The sequence below is a fragment of the Nitrincola tapanii genome (genome assembly GCF_008368715.1).
Lineage (GTDB): Bacteria > Pseudomonadota > Gammaproteobacteria > Pseudomonadales > Balneatricaceae > Nitrincola > Nitrincola tapanii.
The window spans coordinates 87,039-112,690 of the sequence record NZ_SMRS01000003.1; the positions used below are offsets into that span (position 1 = coordinate 87,039).

Annotated in this window: 23 protein-coding genes and 1 pseudogene; 18 read left to right on the forward strand and 6 right to left on the reverse strand. The window is 47.1% G+C overall.

The window, feature by feature from the left end; translation table 11 throughout:
• The first annotated feature begins 3 nt into the window (after positions 1 to 3).
• The 3 genes from E1H14_RS04790 to E1H14_RS04800 are packed head-to-tail and all read left to right on the forward strand — an operon-like array spanning position 4 to position 5,599.
• Entirely contained in the window at positions 4 to 708 is a 705-nt protein-coding gene (locus E1H14_RS04790) for an OmpA/MotB family protein (RefSeq protein WP_200834035.1), read from the forward strand.
• The gene (locus E1H14_RS04795; protein ID WP_149390326.1) at positions 705 to 2,567 is read left to right on the forward strand and encodes an EH signature domain-containing protein; all 1,863 of its coding nucleotides are present in this window, start codon (positions 705 to 707) and stop codon (positions 2,565 to 2,567) included. The genes E1H14_RS04790 and E1H14_RS04795 overlap by 4 nt, the downstream gene beginning before the upstream one ends.
• On the forward strand, positions 2,564 to 5,599 hold the full coding sequence (locus E1H14_RS04800) for a DEAD/DEAH box helicase (RefSeq protein ID WP_200834036.1): 3,036 nt from the start codon (positions 2,564 to 2,566) through the stop codon (positions 5,597 to 5,599). Before E1H14_RS04795 ends, E1H14_RS04800 begins: the two co-directional genes overlap by 4 nt.
• A gap of 190 nt (positions 5,600 to 5,789) precedes the next feature.
• On the opposite strand, the pseudogene E1H14_RS04805 reads toward E1H14_RS04800, so the two are convergent.
• The 3 genes and pseudogenes from E1H14_RS04805 to E1H14_RS04815 all read right to left on the reverse strand — a co-directional run.
• A pseudogene (locus E1H14_RS04805) lies at positions 5,790 to 5,936 on the reverse strand (IS5/IS1182 family transposase); the annotation flags it as partial.
• Positions 5,937 to 6,079: 143 nt separating this feature from the next.
• Positions 6,080 to 6,307: a hypothetical protein gene (locus E1H14_RS04810; protein WP_149390327.1), complete on the reverse strand. Its 228-nt coding sequence runs from the start codon at positions 6,305 to 6,307 to the stop codon at positions 6,080 to 6,082.
• Positions 6,308 to 6,311: 4 nt separating this feature from the next.
• Positions 6,312 to 6,770 carry a hypothetical protein gene (locus E1H14_RS04815; protein WP_149390328.1) on the reverse strand — a complete coding sequence of 153 codons (459 nt, stop codon included), beginning with the start codon at positions 6,768 to 6,770 and terminating at the stop codon, positions 6,312 to 6,314.
• Positions 6,771 to 7,616: 846 nt separating this feature from the next.
• On the opposite strand from E1H14_RS04815, the gene E1H14_RS04820 reads away from it, so the two are divergent.
• The 4 genes from E1H14_RS04820 to E1H14_RS04835 all read left to right on the forward strand — a co-directional run bounded on the left by E1H14_RS04820 (position 7,617) and on the right by E1H14_RS04835 (position 9,505).
• Positions 7,617 to 7,808, forward strand: a complete 192-nt coding sequence (locus tag E1H14_RS04820; protein ID WP_149390329.1) for a hypothetical protein — start codon at positions 7,617 to 7,619, stop codon at positions 7,806 to 7,808.
• A 30-nt stretch (positions 7,809 to 7,838) separates the two neighbouring features.
• The gene (locus E1H14_RS04825; RefSeq protein ID WP_149390330.1) at positions 7,839 to 8,138 is read left to right on the forward strand and encodes a hypothetical protein; all 300 of its coding nucleotides are present in this window, start codon (positions 7,839 to 7,841) and stop codon (positions 8,136 to 8,138) included.
• A gap of 262 nt (positions 8,139 to 8,400) precedes the next feature.
• Entirely contained in the window at positions 8,401 to 8,769 is a 369-nt protein-coding gene (locus E1H14_RS04830) for a TA system antitoxin ParD family protein (protein ID WP_268814356.1), read from the forward strand.
• A 166-nt stretch (positions 8,770 to 8,935) separates the two neighbouring features.
• Complete coding sequence (locus E1H14_RS04835) at positions 8,936 to 9,505, forward strand: acyl-CoA thioesterase (protein ID WP_200834037.1); 570 nt, start codon at positions 8,936 to 8,938, stop codon at positions 9,503 to 9,505.
• Between the two features lie 9 nt (positions 9,506 to 9,514).
• Here the strand turns inward: E1H14_RS04835 and mfd are convergent, their stop codons facing one another.
• On the reverse strand, positions 9,515 to 12,958 hold the full coding sequence (gene mfd / locus E1H14_RS04840) for a transcription-repair coupling factor (RefSeq protein ID WP_235017384.1): 3,444 nt from the start codon (positions 12,956 to 12,958) through the stop codon (positions 9,515 to 9,517).
• Between the two features lie 133 nt (positions 12,959 to 13,091).
• Between mfd and E1H14_RS04845 the strand changes: the two genes are divergently transcribed.
• From E1H14_RS04845 to sthA, 9 genes are all read left to right on the forward strand, one after another.
• Positions 13,092 to 14,531 carry a glyceraldehyde-3-phosphate dehydrogenase gene (locus E1H14_RS04845; protein WP_149390332.1) on the forward strand — a complete coding sequence of 480 codons (1,440 nt, stop codon included), beginning with the start codon at positions 13,092 to 13,094 and terminating at the stop codon, positions 14,529 to 14,531.
• 322 nt (positions 14,532 to 14,853) lie between these two features.
• Positions 14,854 to 16,194 carry a Na(+)-translocating NADH-quinone reductase subunit A gene (locus E1H14_RS04850; RefSeq protein ID WP_149390333.1) on the forward strand — a complete coding sequence of 447 codons (1,341 nt, stop codon included), beginning with the start codon at positions 14,854 to 14,856 and terminating at the stop codon, positions 16,192 to 16,194.
• An 11-nt stretch (positions 16,195 to 16,205) separates the two neighbouring features.
• Positions 16,206 to 17,414 carry an NADH:ubiquinone reductase (Na(+)-transporting) subunit B gene (locus tag E1H14_RS04855; protein WP_149390334.1) on the forward strand — a complete coding sequence of 403 codons (1,209 nt, stop codon included), beginning with the start codon at positions 16,206 to 16,208 and terminating at the stop codon, positions 17,412 to 17,414.
• Positions 17,404 to 18,288, forward strand: a complete 885-nt coding sequence (locus tag E1H14_RS04860; RefSeq protein ID WP_149390335.1) for a Na(+)-translocating NADH-quinone reductase subunit C — start codon at positions 17,404 to 17,406, stop codon at positions 18,286 to 18,288. Before E1H14_RS04855 ends, E1H14_RS04860 begins: the two co-directional genes overlap by 11 nt.
• Positions 18,289 to 18,290: 2 nt before the next feature.
• The gene (locus E1H14_RS04865; protein ID WP_149390336.1) at positions 18,291 to 18,950 is read left to right on the forward strand and encodes an NADH:ubiquinone reductase (Na(+)-transporting) subunit D; all 660 of its coding nucleotides are present in this window, start codon (positions 18,291 to 18,293) and stop codon (positions 18,948 to 18,950) included.
• A gap of 3 nt (positions 18,951 to 18,953) precedes the next feature.
• Positions 18,954 to 19,562, forward strand: coding sequence for an NADH:ubiquinone reductase (Na(+)-transporting) subunit E (nqrE, locus tag E1H14_RS04870; RefSeq protein ID WP_149390337.1), 609 nt, complete (start codon positions 18,954 to 18,956; stop codon positions 19,560 to 19,562).
• Positions 19,563 to 19,600: 38 nt separating this feature from the next.
• Positions 19,601 to 20,827, forward strand: a complete 1,227-nt coding sequence (gene nqrF / locus E1H14_RS04875) for an NADH:ubiquinone reductase (Na(+)-transporting) subunit F (protein ID WP_149390338.1) — start codon at positions 19,601 to 19,603, stop codon at positions 20,825 to 20,827.
• 78 nt (positions 20,828 to 20,905) lie between these two features.
• Entirely contained in the window at positions 20,906 to 21,154 is a 249-nt protein-coding gene (nqrM, locus tag E1H14_RS04880) for a (Na+)-NQR maturation NqrM (RefSeq protein ID WP_149390339.1), read from the forward strand.
• Positions 21,155 to 21,243: 89 nt separating this feature from the next.
• Positions 21,244 to 22,644 (forward strand): Si-specific NAD(P)(+) transhydrogenase, encoded by a 1,401-nt coding sequence (gene sthA, locus E1H14_RS04885; RefSeq protein WP_149390340.1) that lies wholly within the window; start codon positions 21,244 to 21,246, stop codon positions 22,642 to 22,644.
• A 10-nt stretch (positions 22,645 to 22,654) separates the two neighbouring features.
• On the opposite strand, the gene E1H14_RS04890 is transcribed toward sthA, so the two are convergent.
• Positions 22,655 to 22,948, reverse strand: coding sequence for a hypothetical protein (locus E1H14_RS04890; protein WP_149390341.1), 294 nt, complete (start codon positions 22,946 to 22,948; stop codon positions 22,655 to 22,657).
• Between the two features lie 115 nt (positions 22,949 to 23,063).
• Between E1H14_RS04890 and E1H14_RS04895 the strand changes: the two genes are divergently transcribed.
• Together E1H14_RS04895 and E1H14_RS04900 are read left to right on the forward strand one after the other, a co-directional pair.
• Entirely contained in the window at positions 23,064 to 24,311 is a 1,248-nt protein-coding gene (locus tag E1H14_RS04895) for a lipoprotein-releasing ABC transporter permease subunit (protein WP_149390342.1), read from the forward strand.
• Positions 24,304 to 24,990 carry an ABC transporter ATP-binding protein gene (locus E1H14_RS04900; RefSeq protein ID WP_149390343.1) on the forward strand — a complete coding sequence of 229 codons (687 nt, stop codon included), beginning with the start codon at positions 24,304 to 24,306 and terminating at the stop codon, positions 24,988 to 24,990. Before E1H14_RS04895 ends, E1H14_RS04900 begins: the two co-directional genes overlap by 8 nt.
• Here the strand turns inward: E1H14_RS04900 and E1H14_RS04905 are convergent.
• Positions 24,987 to 25,532 carry a DUF2062 domain-containing protein gene (locus E1H14_RS04905; RefSeq protein WP_149390344.1) on the reverse strand — a complete coding sequence of 182 codons (546 nt, stop codon included), beginning with the start codon at positions 25,530 to 25,532 and terminating at the stop codon, positions 24,987 to 24,989. The two genes, E1H14_RS04900 and E1H14_RS04905, sit on opposite strands and share 4 nt — an antisense overlap.
• Positions 25,533 to 25,652: the final 120 nt, after the last annotated feature.

Genomic DNA, 25,652 nt, shown 5'->3' on the forward strand with positions numbered 1-25,652 from the left:
TGGATGTCTTTTTCTGATGTTATGTCTGCGCTACTGATTATTTTTATTTTGGCTTCTGTTGTTCTGATTGTTCAGTTGATGGAAATTGAGGAGGAATTGCAGCAGAAACAGCTTGAGTTTGAGCAAGAAATATTAGAGCTACAACAAGCTGAAGCTGTCCGAAGAACTATTATTCATGAAGCAGCTGAATTGCTTCAACAACGTGGTATACGAGTCAGTGTAAGTGAGAATGATACAGTACTCAGTATTCCCAATGAAATATTAGGTTTTGATACAGGTGCTGATCAGATCGGACTTCAATATCGTGCTACGGCATTGGAAATAGGTGAGGTTTTAAGTGAGGTTATTCGTAAGGAAAACAGAATAGATTATCTCGATACTATTTTCGTTGAAGGACATACTGACAATAGACCTCTACCAGGTAGAAGAGGGAATTGGGGCCTTTCAGCTGATCGTGCAGTTTCATTATGGTTATTATGGGACGAGTTGCTTTCACCTGAGCACAAGCTTAATGAACTTAAAAATAAAGACCAACAATTGCTTTTTTCAGTAAGTGGTTACGGGCCAACGAGACCCGTGATTGAAAACCAGGTAACCGATGATGATTTTCGAGCAAACCGCCGAATTGATATTCGTTTTACTATTCGTAGACCTACTAGTGAAGAGTACAAGAGGGTTCTTGATGTTCATATTGAGGGGGCACAGTGAAGCTGCCTCCACTTAATTCGTTCAATATTAATTGGAAGCCAGATGTTCAAGTTAACTGGAAGAACTTAATCAATGAAGTAAAAGTGCTTGGCTCTAATGCGGGGAAGGGTGATGAGTTTCAAAAAGTTCTAATAAAATTGAAAGATATGGCTAGAACTGCCAGCTTTTCAGATTTGGCTTCTTTAATTCAATCTCGAGTCGCGGCTAGAGCACTTACACAGCTTTGGTTAGAAGATCAAAGTGTTAAAAAGCGTTTACTGAACAACCAAATGTTAGATTCACTGGTGCTGATGCAAAAACCTAGGTTAGGTATCATGGCGCTTCAGAATTTGATCACTCTTTATTTTAAAGATTTTGATCTTCTCGATTCCTTAGTGCCGAATGATCAAAAAAGTCTTAGAGAAACGCTTGAACAACTTATCAAAGAGCAATTAAATCTGAGATTTCTAGGTATTTCAAACGATCAACCAAGAAGCTTATTGTTTGTATTGCATAGTGAAGCCACTTGGTTATTATCAGAAAATGGTCCCATTAATCTTGTTAATCTAACTAAAGCAAATAATACAGAGCTTTCTGATTCATTCGTTAAGTATCAGTTACAAGGTTTGGATGTAGGTCGTTATGGTGATGTATGTAGAGCTCATTATTATCTTGAAACGCTAAAGAGTATTCCTATTGGAAAATATGACGATGTCTTGGATGAGCTTTTAAAACCAACCGTTAGCAAAGCACCCTATCAAAACGAAAAACGTATAGGGCATGTGGCTATGGAAATTTTGATAGACCGTGTGAATGAAGACCCCAGTGAAATTTGGCAAAATTTCATCATAGATCTAGCTGGTGACCCTCGTATCGCAAGCAATGCACCAAATTTTCGAGAGTGGTGGCAGCCACTTGGTGAAGATCGTGTTAATAAGGTACGCAGTTGGTTGGCAAAAGAAGATTTGAGATTGTTTTTAAGTGCTTTAGATCAGTATGGCAAAGATACTGATAATCATGATTTGCAGCGTATGTTTCCTGCGCGCAAGTATTTTCTTGAAGGCCTAGAGAGAATTAAATTAATTAAGCAAACAAGATTAATGCTTGGTAGTTCGGCTGCAAATGCTGTAAAGAAGATATTAGGTAGCGATCTTAAAACAAGCTATGTTAACTTGTCAGGAATGAATGATAAAGCTGTTATATATATAGATTGTGGCGACTTTTGTTTAATCGAAGGCTCACATAGCTTTAAGCTTTGGGCTTACTTAGCACCACCAAACAAAAATGTATCTAGTTATGATACAAAATCTTTATCTCATCATGAATTGACAGTGAAAACACCTAATTCATATATGAATACTTATGGAAGAAGTGCTCCTTATATTGGTGTTACCCATACACCTAATATTTGGCAAAATAAAGTGATAGCTTTTCTTGCATCACATGGAATTCGTCTTAATATTGAAGCATTACTATCACCTGTTGATTATAAACGTTATCTATCACGATTTGGTGTGCCATTTATTAAATCGCCTAAAACTGTTTTAACTGCTTTGGATCAAGATAAAACTTATGCTGTAAGGAAAAGTTCTATAAACCCTAATAGCGCGTCTAAATATAATAGAACTGAAAAGAACTTGTTTGATGAAAAGGTAAATGATGATTTATCTAAAGCAGCAATTGATGTTCTTTATTACATGTATTTAAATCCACGCGCAAACATTAAGTTTATTGCTTACTTTTTACAAAGTACAGATAAGAAAATTTCAAATGTAATTAATAATGAGCTTCAAAGCCTATGTATACAATCGCGTAATGGTGGTTGGAAAATTCTTCCTTCTGGTGTAGAAAAATTGACTTTGCTTGGAGTAATTAAGTGAGAAATGACTCATTTATATCTGCACTAAAATCGTATCTTTTTGGTGATAAAAAAATCGATGGTGGGCAGGGATTAGAGTATAGTTCTGATTCAACGGGATTATTATTTTATACCGATAATAAGGTTTTCAAGGATCTACAGTCAGGACAGGCTGATCCGTTACTCCAGATGCAATTTATTGTTTTGCAAATGCTATATGAACAACAAGCAGCTGAAGAGCTTCCTAATGGCTATCGACTTGATGAAGAAGTTGTTGCAGCACTGGATGAAGAGCAGGCTGAATTGCTAAATTTGCCAAATTACTTTTCAGGCGAGTTCATAACAGAAATAAGTGGACATACAAGAAAATCTAGCTTCAAGGTCCAGCTCTTTGTTGAGATTGATGGTGAGCTATATCCATTTAAACGAATTGGTCCGTTCATTGATCTCGGTGGTACTGAGAATCTTTATCGATTGAGCTCTTCAGAGCTTATGGCGCTTAAGTCTCTTGAAATACACAAACATCTTACACCAGAGCAACGAAATGAATCAGAAAATCTAAAGCTAATGGCATTACTTCAAACAGCGCAACGAAGTGGCATGCGACTAGATTTGAGTAACTTCGATCGTCTTGATGTAGTAATACCTGATGATGTAGGTATCGTTGCTACACAGTTACCTGATGGAAGCTTAGAACTTTGCCCTACGCTTGGCTCAGGTATTAATCCTGATCAATTAGAAAAACGCTGGAGTCAGATAGATCTAAATAAAGATGGTGGTGTGATAAGAGTTGAAAATCGCTTATTACTAATCCAGCCTGAAAAAATGGCTGGTGTTCGAGAGGTGCTAAATAATAAAAGAATTCCAGCTGATAAAGTATCGGACTTTCTTAAGTCACCTTCCGCATTTCTTGATGCTTCCTTGGTTAACCTTGATTTAGGATTTTCACTGAGGGTTTTTGGTGTCGGTCAAATGCAATATATGGATTTTGGCACCTTAGATGATAATAATCGTGATTGGTTTGCTACGGTAGGATGCCCAGACCCACCTGAGGTGCTTCATAAAAGCATTGTATGTGATGAGGATCTAGATCGATTCAAACAAAAGCTCTCTGTTGCCAGAAAGCAGGGCGCTAGCATTATTGAGTATGATGGAAAAAAAATCGATATCAGTGATTTGGTTAAGGTTGATAAAATCATAGCTGATATAGAGCAGGAGATACATCGCAAGGAAAAGCTTATAGAGACAAATGAGGCAGATGAAAATCTACCCAAACAACAAATTACAGTACTTCTGCGTGAAGCTGAAGAAATTAATCAATCATTACGAGAAAAAGTTTCAAGTTCAAATTCTTATCAGGAACCTGATTGGAATTTCTTATCAAGATTACCTTTCCCACATCAGAAAGAAGGTATTCGATGGTTGATGGGTTTGTTATCGCAATCTATTCAAGATGATCATAGTGATATGTATCGTGTACAGGGGGCGTTGTTGGCTGATGATATGGGTTTGGGAAAAACTTATATGACATTGGTTATGCTATCTGAATATTTTAGATTGCAAAAGATCGTGGGCAAAACTCAAAAGCCTGTATTAGTTGTAGCCCCTCTAAGTTTATTGGAGAACTGGGAACAAGAAATAAGTAATACCTTCAAGGAAAATCCATTTCGTGATGTAAAAGTCCTTCAATCTGGTCGAGATCTAAAAGAGTTTAAGATAAAAGGTGCTGTAAAAGACTCAATTCAGTTTAGTGATGCTGCTGATGAAGAGGGCACTATATCAGTTAATGATGTCCGCTATGCCCTACACATAGGGCCTGATGCTGGTGTAAAGCGGCTGGATATTGATAGACGTTTAGTATTAACAACCTACCAAACTTTAAGAGATTATCAGTTTTCACTATGTGTTATCGATTGGGGGGTAGTAGTTTTTGATGAAGCACAAAATATTAAAAATCTAAATACTTTGCAATCAAGAGCAGCAAAAGGCTTAAAAGCTGACTTTAAACTACTCGCAACGGGTACGCCAGTTGAAAACAGCCTAGGCGATTTCTGGTGCCTTATGGATACCGCACAGCCAGGACTTCTAGGTAGTTGGCACTATTTTCGTGATCGTTGGATAACTCCTATCAACAGAGCGACTGAGGAAGATCGCGACGACGTAAGGCGTCAGGTGGGTGCTGATCTTCGTGATGCGGTAGATGGTTTCATGTTGCGAAGAATTAAAGAAGATCAATTAAAAGGCCTGCCATCTAAGTATTTAAGAAGTGCATTGTCGCAATCTGGACCGAATATGCTGTATGTCAAAGAAATGGCCGAAACAATGCAATCACACCAGCTGGCAGCTTACGATGCGGTACTTGAAGACTATAGACAGCGGAATGTTACTGAAGATATGCGTGGACATGCATTGACTGCTTTGCATCAGTTAAAACTTATCTCTTTGCACCCACAGCTAAGTAATGAGGCGGCATTAATAGTACGTAGTGCTATTAAATGTCGTGAAGTTATGAGCGAGTCAGCAAAACTTAGAATTTTACTTAATCTTCTAGATGACATTCGAGCTATGGGTGAAAAGGTTATTCTTTTTCTTGTTACCAAACAAATGCAACGCTTATTGAAGTTATGGCTTGACCAGATATACGGCTTAAATATTCATATCGTTAATGGCGATACAACAGCAGTCCAGACTAAGAAAGACACACTTACCCGAAAAGGGATGATAGAGCATTTTGAATCCACAGATGGATTTAATATCATCATTATGTCACCTGTTGCAGCAGGTGTTGGCTTAACTGTAGTTGGGGCAAACCATGTAGTGCACGTTGAAAGACATTGGAATCCAGCTAAGGAAGCTCAAGCGACTGATAGGGTCTATCGTATTGGTCAGACAAAAGATGTATTTATTCATCTGCCAGCTGCACTTCATCCTAAGTATGACTCTTTTGATGTGAATTTAGATCGTCTGTTAAGTGGAAAATTAATGCTTAAAGATGCGCTTGTAACACCAGATGCTGTCACAGAGTCTGAGATGATTAAATCTATGGGTTTATGATTTTATTGGGATTCTTTAAGTTGAAAATGTTGAGCTTATAAATTCAGACCTTCTGAAGGTTAAAGGCTTATAGGAAAGAGTTGGTTTGTGAGCGGATAATTTTTTACGGTTCAGAAATTCGATAAAGGTTTATTAATAATTAGTTGAACCTGAAAAGTGGCGTTTCTAGCCTGAAGCGCCACATAATTTAAATCCAGCGCAGTAGCTTATGCAGGTTTTGACCACGGGCACTCAGTATGAAATTGAGTGCATAACCTAGAACTCCTTTAAGCAAGCACCGTTTCATTTTTCCATCCGATTTCAGATGCCCAATAATTGGATCCACACTGTTGTGCCGTCAAGTAAATAATTATCTATTTTTTAGAAGCAAATTCCACCTTTCTTGACTTTCCAGGCAACTCCATTTTGGTCTACGCCATTTGATTCCATTAACGTAATCATTAAGCTATCACTTTCAATTATAGTTGCTTGATTATTTTTCTAAAATACTACGATATATGTAACCAAAGGTTTATATGAATTGCTCATTGTTAACCTGTTAAGATCAAAACCTTTTAAAATTTTCCCATCTACTTCATATGCTTCTGACCATTCACTTTGATTTTGATATTTGACGCATACTACATCTTTCTCAATTGCAATCAGGTTGCTGGAAAATAACAAAATAAATAAAGTGAAAAAGTGAGGCTTAGTCAGATTTCTTTTCATGAGATCAATCCTGTTCAAGTGAACTTAATTCATCTAGAAGATTTAATCTAAAATTCATATTGCAAATCGGACCAGCAGGCCCGCCTATGTTATATGAAAAGTAGGTGCATAATTCTGCGGTATGTAAAAGCATTCTATATATTGAACTATTTAATTTATCGGTCATTTCTTGGTCATATTTAACTAGGCTATCATTATTTATATCTACACGAATTCGTGAGCTTGCAATTGCATTAGAAATTATTATTGCAATCTCCTCATCAATTTTATTATTTACAAGGGATGTGCAGTATGAAATGCTTCCATTGGATATTCCACCATTCTCATTTATGCAATTTGAGTATAAGGTGATCATTGAGTCTTTGATGTTGTTTGAGAATGCATTCCCACTGAATATCAATAAAATGAGCAATGCTAATATATATATCATTTTCTTGCTAAAGCAATTAATAATGTATTTCATATATCACCTTGTTGGTTAGTAAATTAGTGGCACATATATCATTCAAGTCATATGTTTATATATGAGGGTCATAGCCCATGCGTAATTATTTTATAGCATTGTTTATTTTATCCTGAATATAAGATTTCTTATGTTTGTGTTTCCATTTGGGTCAACTGAACCGCGATTAATTTTTGCATTTATAATTCACTTATCCCCAAAAATAATAAAATTTTTAGCAGCGCGTGTGATGGTAGTATACAGCAAAGTTTTATATATCCTATCCTATGCTTTGCGTAGAATGGGAGCAGTAAAATACATGTGTCCTATTGAGATCCTTAACGTTTATCTATTGTTATCCCGTATCCAAGGTCTAGATTTTGCAATGCTTTCAATGTAAGAGTTATTTTTTCCTTCAATCTGTAAAACTCCATATGCATCACCTCTAGGTTATTCAAAAATCTCATAGTTTGAACTGAGATCACCATTTCGAATGTTTGCATCATAATCGTTTGCTGTCACCATCATCTGATCACCAAGACATAGCTTTGATCCTGTGTGTTATCAAGAGAATCCATCCTCTAAAATCGTCCATGTAGTTAATTTCATAACATGAATTAAATGATTCTTGTATAAGTAGGTTGCAGACCGCTTCTTTAATCGAAATCCTGAAGAAGCACAGGAATCAATCTTCGCTTACTCTGAAGCGGATCTCTCTGCGCGTGAGGAATCCTTGCGTCAGCAGCGTGAAGCCGAAGCGAAGAGCTTGCCATACGTGAAGCTGAACAAAAAGCCGAGCTGGGTAGCTTCACACTCACCGGATCAAATCGAGTCTCTGATGTAGCGGCTGCGGCAGGCCAAAACGATATGTTTGGCTTGGTTAACACCTGTGGGCAGCAGGAAGTACAGCAAACCACAGAGCAGTCTGATACAGCGCAGGCCGAGCAGGGTGTGTTTGACGGTCGATCTAAAGCAGGCCAGCTTGTCTCTTCAGTGATGTCTGAGCAAGCGGACGCGGGGGATGCCGCCAAGCAGGTCAGCAATGGGGATGACGTATAGGGCGTATTTCATAATGACAAGATCTATTTAGTGGCTGATAAGCAGGCCTCAGCCGGTGAAGTGGAAACACTGCTATTCCATGAGGGAACGCATGGCGGTGTAAATGCCTTGTACGCCGATGAGGTTGTGGTGAAGGGAATGAACCGTTTGTATGCGGTGATGGGTGGCAGCTCCGATTTCAACAAGGTAGTAGATCAGCTTGGTATTCGCAACAAAATCGATCCTTATGTGAAAGGCGCTCTTCAGAAGGATACAGACGTTCTATCTGAGCAGGGCAATTCTGACATTCGCTTCAGTAATCGAGATGGAGTAACCTCTTTTGATACCTAAACAGATGGAGTAATTCAGGATGAAAGAATCAAAAGACTCAATGCCGCCATCCAAGGAGCGGGAGAAACAACTACAGCCCGGAGTGCGATGCTTGACGCTCGCCCTGAAGGAAAACGACAGGCCGCAGAGTTCGCAGAAGCCCTTGCCCGAAACTTCGAAGAAGAAATAAGTGCATGAGTAGTGCACGCGGGATCTGTGCGAGGGGTGCAAGGTAACCGGCACTCCTATCGCGACCAATTCACACAATGTTCGGCAGGCAACGCTGGCGGGAAAGCAATTGCACCGTTCTACGGCTGAACAGATTGAGCACTGGGCTGATATAGGTCGTCAGGTCGCGAGTACCCTCTCGCAGGATGCTCTTTTGCAGGTGAGTAGTGGCCTGGCGCGTGTGAAGGTTGAGCCTGTGCTCACGCCTGGCATTGATCCGGATGATCTGTTCAACGAGCTGGAACATCTGCGTGATAACCGGGAGCTAAACGTCGACCTGTCACACAGTAGCGTGAAGTATCAAGCATCGGTGAAATACCCCAGTATGCTGGAACAAATTGCCTCAGATGGGACGACACGGGTTGACCACTTTGAAAAGGGTACATTTCTGCCATCAACTGACTGTGAGCTCGGAACACAGTGAAGCAGATATGGTTACTGGCCGGCGGTATAGAAGCAGCCTGCCCGGGCTGTTTCAATTGGACCAGTCGACGCAAGTGATCCCGATCTTTTTGCGCGAATTAATTTAACCTTCTGCCCGCCGCGCAAAGGCTGCTTTTGAGGGCGGATGAACAGCTTTGGAGTGTTTGATGCTCAATGACAGTCGTTTTCGCACGGTACAGTCTTCTCAGGTAATCCTTAAAGAGTTGATGGTACCTTCTTATGCAAATTTTGGTGGTAAGGTGCACGGTGGGGTTTTGTTGTCACTGATGGACAAGATTGCTTATACCTGTGCTGCCACACATGCCAAGGCTTACTGTGTCACGGCATCGGTAGATTCAGTCGACTTTGTCAATCCGGTTGAGGTGGGGGAGTTAGTTACCCTGTTTGCTTCGGTCAACTATGTTGGGCGCAGTTCCATGGAAGTGGGGATCAAAGTGATTTCGGAAGACTTCCGCCAGGAGATTGTGAAACACACCAATACGAGCTATTTCACTATGGTGGCAGTGGATGAGGAGACACGCAAACCCACGGCGGTTCCCGGTTTGATTCTGCAAACGGATCAGGAGGTGCGGCGCTTTGTCATGGGGAAGTTACGTAAACAGTTGCGTGCCGGGCATCGACGAGACCTGGCGGAATTGCGTAAAACACTGGACCAGGCGCGCAATTTGTTGGAATTAGAAGGTGAGCACTGCCAGTTGGATACTCACCTTCGTTAACCCTGCGGTTTAGCTTTCCAGATGGCTGAACAGCTCCTCTAGGCGTTGGAAGCGCGTTTCGATATTGCCCATCTCCAACGTGAAGCGCAGCGTGTTGCTGCCCTCTGGGCGGAACACCTTGGGCTGGCGTTGAATCATCTGGATGATTTTGATCGGCTCAATTTTGGGCTGCTCGGCAAACTCAAGCTTGCCGCCGCGTGCGTTCGCTTCCAACTTCACCGCCCCGAGCGCTTCGGCACGTAGTTTTAGCTGTGTTAGGCGCAAGAGGTTTTTTGTCGGTTCCGGGAGTAGGCCAAACCGGTCAATCATCTCGACCTGAATATCATCCAGCTGTGCGATCGAGCGCGCATTGGAGATGCGTTTGTAGAGCATCAAGCGGTTATGAACATCCGGTAGATACTCCTCTGGAATCAACGCTGAAAGATTCAGGTTAATCTCGCAGCCATGCTGGAGAGGCTTATCTAGATCGGGAGTTTTACCTTCACGTATCGCGGTCACGGCTTGTTCCAGCATCTCCATATAGAGACCAAATCCGATGCTTTGCATCTGTCCACTCTGCTCTTCGCCCAGCAGCTCGCCAGCCCCGCGTATCTCTAGGTCGTGGCTGGCCAGAGTGAAGCCGGCGCCCAACGTGTTGGCCTGACTGATTGCCTCCAAGCGCTTTTGTGCGTCATCCGTCATATTGCGCACATCCGGTGTGAGCAGGTAGGCGTAGGCTTGATGATGTGAGCGACCGACACGGCCCCTTAGCTGATGCAGCTGGGCAAGCCCGAACTTGTCAGCACGATCAATAATGATGGTGTTGGCATTGGGGATGTCGATCCCCGTCTCGATGATGGTGGTACATACTAGGACATTAAAACGTTTGTGGTAGAAGTCGCTCATCACCTGTTCCAGTTCGCGTTCACGCATCTGGCCATGGCCGATGACGACACGTGCTTCCGGCACCAGGGCATCAATTTCAGCGGCTTTTTTCTCAATAGTTTTGACTTCGTTATGCAGGTAATACACCTGGCCGCCACGCAGCAACTCACGCAGGATCGCCTCTTTGATCATGGCGTCGTCGGCTTCGCGCACGAAGGTTTTCACTGACAGACGTCGGGCCGGTGGGGTGGCGATAATGGAGAGATCGCGCATCCCCGACATGGCCATGTTCAGTGTGCGTGGGATGGGGGTGGCCGTCATGGTAAGAATGTCGATCTCGGCACGCAGCTGTTTAATCTTCTCTTTCTGCTGAACACCGAAACGATGCTCTTCATCGATGATCAACAAGCCCAGATTTTTGAAGCGCAGCGTGCCCTGTAGTAGTTTGTGGGTACCTATCAGAATATCCACTTGTCCAGCTTCTAGCTGATCGGCAATCACCTGTTGTTGCTTGGCGCTTCGAAAGCGTGAGATCAGTTCGACATTCACAGGCCAATCGGCAAAACGGTCGCAGAAATTTTCGTAATGCTGTTGAGCCAGCAGAGTCGTGGGTACCAGTACCGCAACCTGCTTGCCGGATTGTGCGGCGACAAATGCGGCGCGCATGGCGACCTCGGTTTTACCAAAGCCGACATCACCGCAGACCAGGCGATCCATCGGCTGCGGGCTGCGCATATCGCGCACTACTGCCTCGATGGCGCTGGCTTGATCCGGCGTTTCTTCAAACGGGAAGTGCGCGGCAAAGCGCGCATAATCCTCTTCCGGATAGGTAAAGGCAAAACCTTGGCGTGCCGCTCGACGTGCATAAATATCCAGCAGTTCGGCAGCGGTATCGCGTACCTTTTCGGCGGCTTTGCGCCGTGCTTTGCTCCATTGTTCGGTGCCTAAACGATGCAACGGAGCGAGTTCATCACTTGCGCCGGTGTAGCGACTGATCAGATGCAGCGAAGATACAGGGACATACAGCTTGGCATCATTAGCGTAGGCGAGGGTTAAAAATTCATTGGTCTGGCCATCCACGCTCAGGCTTTGCAGGCCTTGATAGCGCCCCACACCGTGATCGATGTGAACGACAGGTGCACCCTCGGTAAGTTCAGACAGATGGCGTATGGATTGATCTGCTTGATCCTGCTCGCGCTGACGACGACGGCGCTGAAACACTTGGCGTCCAAACAGCTGTGTTTCGGTAATCAGATGCACTTGGCCCGGCATGGAGAAACCGCGCTCCAGCGGGGCAACTGTTAAAGCCAGAGGCATAGGCTGTGCGCTAAAACTTGCCCAATCCTTGATCTCAACCGCCTGAAGTTGGCTCTTGCGCAATAAGGTCAGCAGGGCTTCACGCCGCCCCGCCGATTCGGCACAGATTAAAATCGGAGCTGAGTCATTCGCACTGAGGTGGCGCAGGCGTGACAAAGGATCTTCGCTGCCGGGATCGCTGCTAATGTCGGCGGGCTGTACGCAAGGGAGGTTGTCTCGCCCGGGTTTGATCTCTTGTGTAGCCTCACTCAGACGTAAGCGAGCATAGGCCTTTAAGCGTGCAAACAGATCATCAGGCTTGAGATAAAGATCCTCTGGCGCTAACAGTGGACGCCGCCGATCGTAACGACGCTCTTCATAGCGCTCCGCCACGTCCTGGAAGAAATGTTGAGCGGCCTCCAGAGTGCCTTCCATCTCGGCGATCAACGTATTCTCAGGCAAATAGTCAAACAGGCTGGCCAGTTCATCGAAAAACAAAGGTAGATAGTATTCGATCCCCGCTGGACTCAAGCCATCGGCGACATCGCGATAAATCGGGCAGAGATTAAAGTCCACATCAAAGCGTTCGCGCCAGTGTTGCTTAAAATGACGTATGGCTTCGGCATTAAACGGAAACTCCTTGGCGGGTAGCAGACGAATCGATTCTAAGGCCTCTTGAGAGCGCTGACTCTCGGGTTCAAAACTCCGCAGCGAGTCGATCTCATCGTCGAACAGATCGATGCGATAGGGATGTGGGCTGCCCATCGGGAAGATGTCGATAATCGAGCCGCGAATCGCAAACTCACCATGTTCATACACGGTGTTCACGGCCTGGTAACCGGCATCTACCAGTTGTGCTCGCAAGCGTTCTGGATTCAGGGTTTGGCCTTTATCCAGGGTGAGGCTGTGCGCGGCAATAAATTGTTTGGGGGCCAGGCGTTGCATCAGCGTCGCCACCGGGGCGATCAGGATGCCACGTTGTAGACTGGGCAGTCGGTATAGGGTTTCGATACGCTGTGAAATGATGTCTTGATGAGGAGAAAAGGCATCATAAGGCAGGGTTTCCCAGTCTGGGAAAAGCGTGACGGGCAGTTGGCCGCTGACAAAAAACTCGATCTCTTGAAATAAACGCAACGCACTTTCGCTGTCGCGACAGAGAAGCAGTACGGGGCCTTGTGAGTAGTGTTGGCTGAGCTGTTGGACGACTAAACCTGCGCTACTGCCGAGTACCTGGCCTAAACGACGTGTATCTCCTGTACGCTGGGGCAAAGAGATGGAAAAAGCATTAAGCAAAGCTGTTCCCCTTAAGAGCTGTCATGGTTCTGCAAAAATGAACCAAAGTATACACAGAGTGGTTTGATCCCGGCAGGGGAAATAGGGATAATGCCGCGACGCAAATTGAGCCTAGACAATTTCGGAGTGAACTGTGAGTCAAGAACTGATCCTAGCTGACTGGAATGCGCGCGAATCTATCACGGAAGCCATGATTCCGCTGATTGGTCGTTTGTACCGCGAGCGTAACGTAGAAATTTCTGTATACGGACGCGTTGTTGTAAAGCGTTCTGTCATCGACATTATCAAAGCGCACCGTTTTGTGCGTCAGCTGGAAAGCGAAGAGTTGTCTGTCGTCGACACCTTCCCAGTATTGGAAGTGGTCAGTGAGCTGGATGTTTACAACGCTCACATCGATATCGGCAAACTGGCGATGAAATTCCGTCGTGAAGCGGCCGGACGTGATCTTAAACAGTTCCTGGCCGATGAGCTGGCGGACTTAATGGGTCAGCAGGATGGTCGTCAGCCAACCGACGTCGTGCTGTACGGTTTTGGTCGTATCGGTCGTATCTTAGCGCGCCAGATGGTGGATCGTGCCGGTATTGGTCACAGCCTACGTTTGCGCGCGATTGTGGTACGTAAAGGCAAGGCAGAAAATGATCTGGAGAAGCGTGCCAGTCTGTTGCGCCGTGACTCGGTCCATGGCTCTTTCCGCGGTACCATTCAGGTTGATGAAGAGAACCAGTGCATCATTGCCAACGGTGTCTCCATTCAGGTGATCTTTGCGGATAAGCCGGAAGATGTGGATTACACCGCCTACGGTATCAATAACGCACTGGTGATCGACAACACCGGTATGTTCCGTGATGCTGAGGGTATGGCGCGTCATCTGCAGGCTAAGGGTGCGGCACGTGCGTTGCTGACCGCGCCGGGTAAAAACATGAAAAATATCGTGATGGGCGTTAACCATCTTGATATTGCTGATGACGATACGATTCTGTCGGCTGCGTCTTGCACCACGAATGCGATTGTGCCGGTCTTAAAGGCCCTGCAGGATAAGTTCGGTGTTGAGAATGGTCACGTTGAGACGGTTCATTCCTACACTAATGACCAAAACCTGATCGATAACTACCATAAGGGTAGTCGCCGTGGTCGTGCTGCTGCGCTGAACATGGTTTTGACCGAAACAGGTGCGGCTAAAGCTGTTGCCAAAGCGCTGCCTGAACTGGAAGGTAAGCTGACGGGGAATGCGATTCGTGTTCCAACCCCGAACGTTTCGATGGCGATCCTCAACCTGAATCTGAAAGCCGGTACAACACGTGATGAGTTGAATGACTATCTGCGTGAAATTGCTCTGCATTCAGATCTGCAGAAGCAGGTGGATTACAGCAACTCACCTGAAGCCGTTTCCACCGACTTTGTCGGTTCGCGTGCCGCAGGTGTTGTGGATGCCTTGGCGACGATCGTAGACGGTAACCGTTGTGTACTTTATGTATGGTACGACAACGAATACGGCTACAGCTGTCAGGTGATTCGTATGGCGCAGCATATCTGCAAATGCACTCTGCCGGCTTACCCTAAAAAAAGTAAGTAATCCGGCGGTGTAAACCGCGCAGAAAGTTAAAAAGGTGGCTTAGGCCGCCTTTTTTTATAGCTGAAAATTATCTGGTTATAGCTAAAAACTCGTTCGAGTGCGGGCGTATGCAACTATAGAAGGAGTCCTAAAATCAGAGGTTTGGTAGAAAAACTACAGCTCCTTCAGATATACTACCGGGGCTTTTGGGTGGGATTTTGTAGGTTCGTGAGAATGCTACTCAGTTACTAAAAACAACAACTTGTTGTCTCTGTAGCTGAATAACTTCTTGCGCATGACTCAAACGGAATTCCGAAGTTTTCAGTTAAATTGGGTGAGGCGAATGATCAAGATCAAAAAGGGTCTGGATCTACCGATTACCGGTGAGCCCGAGCAGACGATTCAGGATGCTCCTAAGGTTCGTACGGTTGCCCTAGTAGGGAATGACTACGTTGGTCTGAAACCTACTATGGCTGTGAAGGTAGGTGACCGTGTCAAGCTCGGTCAGGTGATCTTTACTGACAAGAAGAACGAAGGTGTGCAATACACCGCACCGGGTGCCGGTGTAATCAAAGAAATTAACCGTGGTGAGCGCCGTGTTCTGCAGTCTGTTGTCATTGAACTGGATGACCAAGAAGATGCAATAGAGTTTGCTCGTTACGATGCGGCTCAGCTTGCAGGTCTGACACGCGAGCAGGTTCAGCAGAATCTGGTGGCTTCAGGTCTTTGGGCGGCGTTACGTACACGTCCTTTTAGCAAGGTTCCTCATGTCGGAACTGTGCCTCACTCCATTTTTGTTACCGCTATTGATACCAACCCCTTGGCAGCTCAGCCTGAAGTGGTGCTGGCCGGTCAGGAAGCTGATTTTGCTCAGGGTTTATCCTTGCTGAAAAAACTTACCGACGGCAAGGTATTCCTGTGTAAAGCCGCTGGCAGCAAAATTGCGGGTGCCGAAGGTGTTCAGGTTGAAGAGTTCGCCGGTCCTCACCCTGCAGGCAATCCGGGTACCCATATCCATTTTCTGGATCCTGTTTCACGTACTAAAAATGTTTGGTACGTCGGTTATCAAGACGTTGTCGCCATTGCACAGCTGTTTACCACCGGTGTTCTGCCGACGAGTCGTGTCGTGGCTCTGGCTGGGCCACAGGTGGAAAAACCACTGCTGTTGCGCACGCGTAATGGTGCTTGCCTGACTGAGCTAACGGCTGGCCGTTTGCGTAAAGGCAACAACAGAATTATCAGTGGTTCAGTTTGGAATGGTGCAACCGCACAGGGCCCTCTGGCGTTCCTGACGCGTTATGCGAATCAGATCACGGTGTTGTTGGAAGGTGATCAGCGTGAGTTCATGGGTTGGGTGGCACCGGGTGCGAATAAGTTCTCGGTACTGAACATGTTCCTATCCCAGTTCTCACCGAACAAGCGTTTTGACTTCACAACGACCACCAATGGCTCCGAGCGTGCAATGGTTCCTGTTGGTCAGTTCGAAGAACTGATGCCACTGGATATTCTGCCAACGCAGCTGCTACGCGCCCTGGCGACAGGTGATATTGTTCTGGCTATGCAGCTGGGTTGTCTTGAGTTGGATGAAGAGGATCTCGCACTCTGTACTTTTGCCTGCCCAGGTAAGTATGAGTACGGCCCCATTCTTCGCGATAACCTGACGCGCATCGAGAAAGAGGCGTAAGAGAGGCTGGCATGAGTTTACGAACTGTTCTGGACAAAATGGAGCCCCACTTTCATAAAGGTGGTAAGTACGAAAAATGGTACGCGCTCTATGAAGCCGTTGATACAATTTTTTACACCCCGGGTCAGGTAACACGCGCCGGTGCCCATGTTCGTGATGCGGTTGACCTCAAGCGCATGATGATCCTGGTCTGGATGTGTACTTTCCCTGCTGTATTCTTTGGCCTTTACAGTGTTGGTTTACAAGCCAATACCGCAATGGCTGATCTGGGGCTGACGGAAGCAACCGGTTGGCGAGGTGCTATCCTAAGCGCTCTGACAAGCTATAACGCTAACAGCGTCTGGGATAACATCATTCATGGTGCTGTCTACTGGGTGCCCATTTACGCTGTGACCTTTATTGTCGGTGGTTTCTGGGAAGTGCTGTTTGCGATGAAGCGTGGCCATGAAGTGAACGAAGGTTTCTTTGTTACTTCTATTCTCTTCTCGCTGATTTTGCCTGCAACCATTCCGCTTTGGCAGGTGGCTTTGGGTATCACCTTCGGTGTGGTGATCGGTAAGGAGGTTTTCGGTGGAACCGGTAAAAACTTCCTTAACCCAGCGCTGACAGGCCGAGCTTTCCTGTATTTCGCTTATCCGGCACAGATTTCCGGTGACGCTATCTGGACTGCGGTTGACGGCTTCTCAGGGGCGACGCCACTGGGTCTGGCGGCACAGGGTGGTGTAGAAGCCATTCTGGCGGCGAATGTGACCTGGTTTGATGCCTTTGTTGGCACCATTCAGGGCTCCGTGGGTGAGGTTTCGACATTGGCCATTATGATTGGTGGCGCGGTGTTGCTCTGGGCGCGCATTGCCGCTTGGCGTATTGTGGCTGGGGTTGCCTTAGGGGGTATTGCGACGACACTCTTGTTCAACATGATCGGCTCTGAAACCAATCCGTTGTTTGCTATGCCTTTCTGGTGGCACTTCGTGATCGGTGGTTTTGCTTTCGGTATGTTCTTTATGGCGACAGATCCTGTATCTGCCTCTATGACAAATACCGGTAAGTGGATCTTCGGTGCTCTGATCGGTGTGATGACCATTCTGATTCGTGTGGTGAATCCGGCGTTCCCAGAAGGCATCATGTTGGCCATTCTGTTTGCAAACCTGTTTGCGCCTCTGATCGACAACTTTGTTGTCCAGGCGAACATCAAACGGAGGATGATGCGTAATGTCGTCTAATAACGATTCAATCGGCAAAACCGTCACGGTTGCCTTACTTCTCTGTGTGATCTGCTCGGTTGTCGTGTCTGCGGCGGCCGTGCTCCTCAAGCCGATGCAGCAGTACAACCAGGATCAAGACCGTAAGTCGAACATCCTGCGTGCTGCGGGCATCACAGATCCAAGCAAGAGCGTCGATGAGCTTTTCAGCCAGATCACGACCCGTATCGTAGATATGGAAACCGGTGAGTTTGTGGATGGCCGTCCTGAAGCGGAAGATTTCCGCCGTGCGGCGGGTGACCCAGCGCTGTCTTCAGCGCTGGATCGTCGCACCGATATTGCTTCGATCAAACGTCAGCCGCGCTACATGCCGGTTTACATGGTGGAAGATGCATCAGGCGCTATCGAAACGTTGATTCTGCCTGTTTATGGTTATGGCCTTTGGTCAACCATGTATGGCTTCTTGGCCCTGGAAGGGGATCTTAACACCGTTGCCGGTTTAGGTTTCTACGAGCACGCAGAAACACCCGGCCTAGGTGGTGAGATTGACAACCCGTCTTGGAAAGCGTCTTGGCAGGGTAAGCGCATCTACGCGGGTGAAGATACCTCACGTCCTAGCTTGCAGGTGGTGAAGGGTGTTGTTGATACCTCTCTGGCAGGTGCTGAGTACCGTATTGATGGTCTGGCCGGTGCGACCTTGACTGCCAATGGCGTCACCAACATGATCCGTTTCTGGTTGGGTGAATCCGGTTTTGGCCCACTGGTGGCAAATCTGCGTGCGGCTCAAGGAGCAGCGGCAGAGGCTGAAGTGGAGCTGGAGTCAGATGAAGACCTGGACGCTGCGGACGATTCTGAAGCTCTGAGCGCAGATGTCGATGCGACGGAGGAGGTGTAATCATGGCGAATACTAAAGAAATTATTGTTACGCCGATTTTTAAGAACAACCCAATTGCTCTGCAGGTATTGGGGGTGTGTTCGGCACTTGCGGTCACTACCAACATGAACAACGCCGTGGTCATGACCCTGGCGGTGGTGGCGGTAGCAGCCTTTTCTAACTTGTTTGTTTCTGTGATTCGCAGTCACATTCCAAGCAATATACGTATCATCGTGCAGATGACGATCATCGCTTCCTTGGTAATCGTCGTCGATCAGATCTTGAAAGCGGTGGCTTATGACGTGTCTAAGCAGCTATCGGTGTTCGTAGGTTTGATCATTACCAACTGTATCATCCTGGGGCGTGCAGAAGCCTTTGCGATGAAGAACCCGCCAATCCCGAGCTTCATTGACGGTGTAGGTAACGGTTTAGGTTACGGTATGGTATTGCTCTTTGTTGCCTTCTTCCGTGAGTTGTTTGGTGCAGGCTCTCTGTTCGGCATTGAGATCCTGCCTCTGGTCACGAATGGTGGTTGGTATTACAGCAACGGTCTTTTCCTACTGCCGCCGAGTGCCTTCTTCCTGATCGGTATTCTGATCTGGGCGATTCGTACTTGGTATCCTGAGCAGGTCGAAAAACCTGAGTTTGTGATTGCCCCTAACACCAGTAAGGAGGGCGTATAAGTCATGGAACAATATATTAGCCTTGCTGTCAGAGCGATTTTCGTTGAAAACATGGCTCTGGCTTTCTTCCTCGGGATGTGTACTTTCTTGGCGATCTCGAAGAAGGTGCAGACTGCGATTGGTCTGGGTATTGCCGTAGTTGTGGTGTTGGTGATCACAACTCCGGTCAACAACCTCATCTACAACTATCTGTTACGTGAAGGTGCGTTGAGCTGGGCCGGCTATCCAGATGTGGATTTAAGCTTCTTGGGCTTTATCTCTTACATCGGTGTTATCGCGGCTCTGGTACAGATCCTGGAAATGTTCTTGGATAAATTTGTACCCGCTCTGTACAACGCTTTGGGCGTATTCCTGCCACTGATCACAGTGAACTGTGCCATCATGGGTGCCGCACTCTTCATGGTTGAGCGTGATTACACCTTCGGTGAATCCGTAGTCTATGGTGCTGGAGCCGGTATCGGTTGGGCCTTGGCGATCGCGGCGCTGGCAGGTATCCGTGAGAAGCTCAAGTACAGTGATGTACCGGCAGGTCTGCGTGGTCTGGGTATCACCTTCATCATCGTAGGTTTGATGTCCCTGGGCTTTATGTCTTTCTCCGGCGTATCGCTTTAATCCGCTGAGACAGAAACGTATATAGGTGGAATAAGCTGATGAATGCAGAAATTGTTCTGGGCGTTGTCATGTTCACAGCCGTGGTGCTTGCACTGGTGGCGGTGATCCTGGCAGCTCGCTCAAAATTAGTCAGCTCCGGTAATGTCACGATTGAGATCAATGGTGACCCGGAGAAAACAATCACAGTTCCCGCAGGTGGAAAGCTGTTAAACGCCCTGGCTGATCAGGGGGTTTTTCTGGCATCGGCATGTGGCGGCGGCGGTACTTGTGCTCAGTGTAAATGTCAGATTCTGGATGGCGGTGGCTCTATGCTGCCCACCGAAGAGTCACATTTCACCCTGCGTGAAGGCAAGGAAGGCTGGCGTTTGTCTTGCCAGGTGGCTGTGAAGCAGGATATGAAAATTCACGTTGAAGACGATGTCTTTGGTGTGAAGAAGTGGGAATGTACGGTTGAGTCCAACCCGAACGTTGCGACCTTCATCAAAGAGTTGACGCTGCGTCTGCCAGAAGGTGAAAACGTTGATTTCCGCGCCGGTGGTTATGTTCAGCTGGAGTGTCCGCCTCACGTTGTGAACTACAAGGACTTCGATATTCAGCCCGAATATCGTGGTGATTGGGATAAGTTCGATATGTGGCGTTATGTATCGAAAGTGAACGAAACCACCATCCGTGCTTACTCTATGGCGAACTATCCAGAAGAGAAAGGTCTGGTGAAGTTCAACATTCGTATCGCATCCCCCCCGCCGGGTACGGATCTGCCACCGGGTATCATGTCTTCGTATGTGTTTAACCTGAAACCAGGTGACAAGATTACCGTATATGGACCCTTTGGTGAGTTCTTCGCGCGTGATACCGAGAACGAAATGGTCTTTATCGGTGGTGGTGCGGGTATGGCACCGATGCGTTCGCACATCTTTGATCAGCTCAAGCGTTTGAACTCGAAACGTAAGATTACCTTCTGGTACGGCGCACGCTCACTGCGTGAAGCCTTCTACGTAGAAGAGTTTGATCAGCTGGCTGCAGAGAATCCGAACTTTACTTGGCATTTGGCCTTGTCTGATCCTCTGCCTGAAGATAACTGGACGGGGTACACCGGCTTTATCCATAATGTCTTGTATGAGCACTATCTGAAGGAGCACGAAGCGCCTGAAGATTGCGAGTACTACATGTGTGGACCGCCAATGATGAACTCGGCAGTCATCAAAATGCTGTTGGACATGGGCGTTGAACAAGAAAACATCCTGTTGGATGATTTTGGCGGCTAATTCCGTACAGTCTTAGGTGTTCTTTGTTAAAATGGCCGGATCTTTGTGACCGGCCATTTTTGTTTGTAGGAGGTGGAAATGGATACATTTATTATTACTTTAGCAGTTTTGCTGGCTCTGACTTTAGCCATGTCAGTGGGTGTTTTAATGGGGCGTAAGCCGATCTCCGGTTCTTGTGGAGGCATGAGTGCGCTCGGCATGGAAAAGGCATGTGATGTGTGTGGCGGTGATAAGCAGATCTGTGATGATGTGCAGGAGAAGAATCGTGATGCTAAGACGGCCTCTGCAACAACCGATCTTGCCTATGAGGTTAAATCTAAAGGTTAATTGGTATTCCTAGGTGGCTCAGGTTAGGCTAGGGCAAAGCTTAAAAGTCTGGCTTTGAAATGTCGGCATAATCATAAAAGGGTAAAGCAATGGCTGAGTATGACTATGATGTCGTAGTAATTGGAAGTGGTCCTGCCGGAGAAGGCGCTGCGATGAATGCGGCCAAGAAAGGTCTGCGTGTTGCCGTCGTGGAAGAGCAGGACACGGTGGGCGGTAACTGTACACATAAGGGTACGATTCCGTCTAAAGCGCTGCGTCATTCGGTCAAGCAGATCATTGAATTTAACACCAACCCGATGTTCCGTGATATCGGCGAGCCGCGTTGGTTCTCTTTCCCTAAGGTGTTACGTCGTGCAGAAAAGGTGATCTCTAACCAGGTCATGTTGCGAACCAATTTTTATGCACGCAATCGCATTGATGTGTTCTTTGGCTTTGCCGAGTTCATTGAGAAGGGGGCTGTACGCGTGCGCAACGAAACCTCTGATCAAGAGATTCTGCGTGCCAAGCACTTTATTATCGCGACGGGTTCGAGTCCTTGGTGCCCGGCGGATGTTGATTTTAAACATCCTCGTATCTACAACTCAGACTCTATTCTCAAACTCAGCCATACCCCCCGTACCATGGTGATCTACGGTGCCGGTGTGATTGGTTGTGAGTATGCGTCTATTTTTAGTGGTTTGGGTGTCAAGGTCGATCTGATTGATAATCGTGATCGTCTTCTGTCTTTCCTGGATGCGGAGATCTCCGATTCTTTGAGTTACCACCTGCGTAACAACGCTGTTAAGATCCGTCACAACGAAGAATATAAAACTGTGATTGGGGATGCTAAAGGTGTCACCATTGAGTTCAAGTCTGGAAAGCGTATTCGTGCCGATGCTTTCCTTTGGTGTGCAGGGCGTACTGGCAATACTCAAGGTTTGGGTTTGGAAAAAATTGGTCTCTCGGCAAACAGTCGTGGCCAGATCGAAGTGAACGAGCATTATCAAACGGCTTGCGAAGGTGTATATGCCGTCGGTGATGTGATTGGGTGGCCGAGTTTGGCTTCAGCCGCCTTGGATCAAGGGCGTGCGGCGGCTTCGGATCTTCTGAACGCCGATGATTTCCGCTACATCAATGAAGTTCCTACTGGGATCTATACTATTCCTGAAATCAGCTCAGTCGGTAAAACGGAAGAAGAGCTGACGCGTGAATGTATCCCTTACGAAGTCGGTCAGGCGTTTTTCAAAGATACGGCACGTGCACAGATCTCAGGCGAGCCAGTGGGCATGCTGAAGATTCTGTTCCATCGTGAGACCTTTGCGATTCTGGGGATTCACTGCTTTGGTGATCAGGCCTCTGAAATTATCCATATCGGACAAGCGATCATGCGTCAGGAAGGTGAAGCGAATACGCTGAAGTACTTCGTTAATAACACCTTTAACTATCCAACTATGGCGGAAGCTTATCGTGTTGCGGCGATTGCCGGCTTGAATCGTGTGGCCAATCTTTAAGCCCTAAAGATCACTCTTTTTTGCGTTTGACGGGGTCTTTAAAGACCCCGTCTTCGTAATAGCGCCCTTTGATCTGCAAGTGTTTCTCTGTCCAGCGTGTCCACAGTGTCCAGAGGAAAAAGCCTGGAGTCATCATCAACATAATGCCGAGCATTAAACCTGCACCTTCATAGCCTGAGGGGGCTTGCTCAGTGATCAGATCCAGAATTCCGGTTTTACGTCCTAGGTAGAACCAGAAAATTAGGAATACAAAACCTACGCCTGTGGCGCAGTGGTGAAGAAGTTTGCGTCTGGATTCGTTCATGCGGAACCTGGTTTTAACCCTGGAGTCTATGGGATAGAATGATTAACCGTGAGTATACCCAACCCACCTTTCTGCTGTCAGCCTGAGTGCTTGCCCCTAAGGGCAATGGAGTCGCATGTTTAAGCCTTTTTCGATTTTTGTCGGTCTGCGTTATACCGCAGCGAAGCGCGGCAATCATTTTATCTCCTTCATCTCTCTCGTCTCTATTTTAGGACTGATGTTGGGTGTCGCGGCCTTAATCCTAGTTTTATCCGTGATGAACGGTTTTGATCGTGAACTCAGGCAGAGAATTCTCGGTATGGTCCCCCATGCCACGCTCAGCCCTTATGGCGCGAAGTTAGAGTCATGGCAAGAAGTGGCAGCCGAGCTGGAGGCTTCGCCACAGGTGATCGCGACAGCGCCCTTTGTACAAGCCCAGGGCATGTTGACCTATGCCGGTCATGTGCAGGGTGTGCTGCTCAGCGGGATTGATCCGATCCATGAAGCGCGGGTTTCCATCATCGAGGATCATTTTAAAGAGGGTGGTTTAGAGGTTTTGGTGGCGGGTGAGTACAACATCATTCTCGGTGATCTGTTAGCACGCTATCTGGGTGCTCAGGTGGGCGATAAGATTACCCTGGTATTACCCGAAGCATCCGTTAGTATCGCCGGGATTGTGCCGCGTCTAAAGCGCTTTACCGTGGCAGGTATTTTTTCGGTGGGCGCTGAGTTGGATGCCAGCCTTGCGTATGTACATATTGAAGATGCCGCACGTGTACAGCGTATGTTACCCGGTCAAGTGGATGGCATTCGCTTGGAGTTTACCGACCTCTTTCAGGCACCGGCCCTGGTCAGATCCTTGGCGCGGGATTTGAATCGGCCATTGCAGGTGACGGACTGGACACGCACGCATGGCAATCTCTTTCAGGCGATCCAATTAGAGAAGCGTATGATTGCACTTCTGTTGTTTTTAATCGTGTTTGTGGCCGCTTTTAATATCGTGTCGACCTTAGTGATGGTGGTCACAGATAAGCGTGCAGACATTGCGATTCTGCGTACGATGGGTGCAACGCCTGGCATGATTATGCGAATCTTTATGGTACAGGGGGTGGTGATAGGTTTGATTGGCACCACACTGGGTACTTTGCTTGGCATTGTCTTGGCGCTCACCGTCAGTGATCTGGTGGCCGGTATTGAGAGTTTGTTGGGTATTCAATTCCTCTCCGCTGAGGTGTATTTCATCAGTTATCTGCCCTCACAGTTACAGGTGAATGATCTGGTGACCATTATCACCACAGCCTTAGGCATTAGTTTCTTTGCGACCTTGTATCCTGCTTGGAAAGCATCCCGTACCCAGCCTGCGGAGGCCCTGCGTTATGAATAATTCCGTTTTAAAAGCGCAAAGCTTGCGTAAGGCTTATTCTGAAGCAGGGCGTGAGTTGGTGATTCTTGATCACCTGAGTATCGAAGTGGCTGCGGCTGAGCGTTTAGCGATTGTTGGCAGCTCTGGCAGTGGAAAAAGTACGCTGTTAAACATTCTCGGTGGTTTGGATAAGCCTGATCAGGGTGATGTCTGGTTACAAGGTGAAGCGCTTTATCAGGTTTCTGAGGGATTGCGCTGTCGAATGCGCAATGAGCGATTAGGGTTTGTGTATCAATTTCACCATCTGTTGCATGAGTTTTCGGCGTTGGAGAATATCGCGATGCCACTCTTGATTCGTGGTGAAGCGGTCGAAACTGCACGTGCCGCGGCACGTGATTTGTTAGATAAGGTGGGGTTGGCCGCACGCTCTGAGCACAAACCAGGCCAGCTCAGTGGGGGGGAGCGCCAACGTGTGGCGATCGCCCGTGCCCTAGTAACACGGCCCGCATGTGTGCTTATGGATGAACCCACCGGAAATTTGGATCGTCATACCGCAGAAGAAGTGCAGCAATATTTGGATGATCTGAATAAGCGCTTTGGGATTGCGTTTATTGTCGTCACCCACGATCTACAATTGGCGGCGCGTATGGATCGTGCCTTGCAACTGGTTGACGGTCAGCTCACTTCTTGCCGCTTCTAAACATCCTGAGAGGGTTTTTGTTTACGTTTCAGACGTTCACGGCCACGGCGTATCCAGGTACGCCGTACACTGATCAGCCACAACAGGCGGATGCTGAGAGAACCTAATAGTCCCGCAACCATACCACAGATGACGGAACCTAAAATGAGAGGACGCCAGATCATTTTGAAGTTGCTGTATAGGGTATCGAGATGCCACTCCATCGGGTGAGTAGACAGATCGGTGCCGAGAATCCAAATGCCGACGCGGTAGGAGAAATACAGCATCGCAGGCATGGTCACTGGGTTTGAGATCCAGACCAGGGCGACGGACACGGGCAGATTGCAGCCAATTAAGACCGCCAGCGTAGCGGCGACCACCATCTGAAAAGGCATGGGCAAAAACGCGCAAAAGATACCGATCATAAATGCCAGGGATACGGATCGGTGTGAAAGATGCCAAAGATTCGGATTACGTAAATGTTCGCCTAACCAACGTAAGTGCGGATGGTTGCGTACCCAGTGGGGATCAGGCATAAATCGTTTAAGAAATTTGCGCGGCATGATGGGGCTACTGTGATGTGGCTACTGAAGAGTGTAAAAGTTAAATTATGCCGATTTGCCCAAATTAAACCAACCTAGACTCTAGTCCGTTACGGAAATGGCACCAAAAAGAGGGATCAA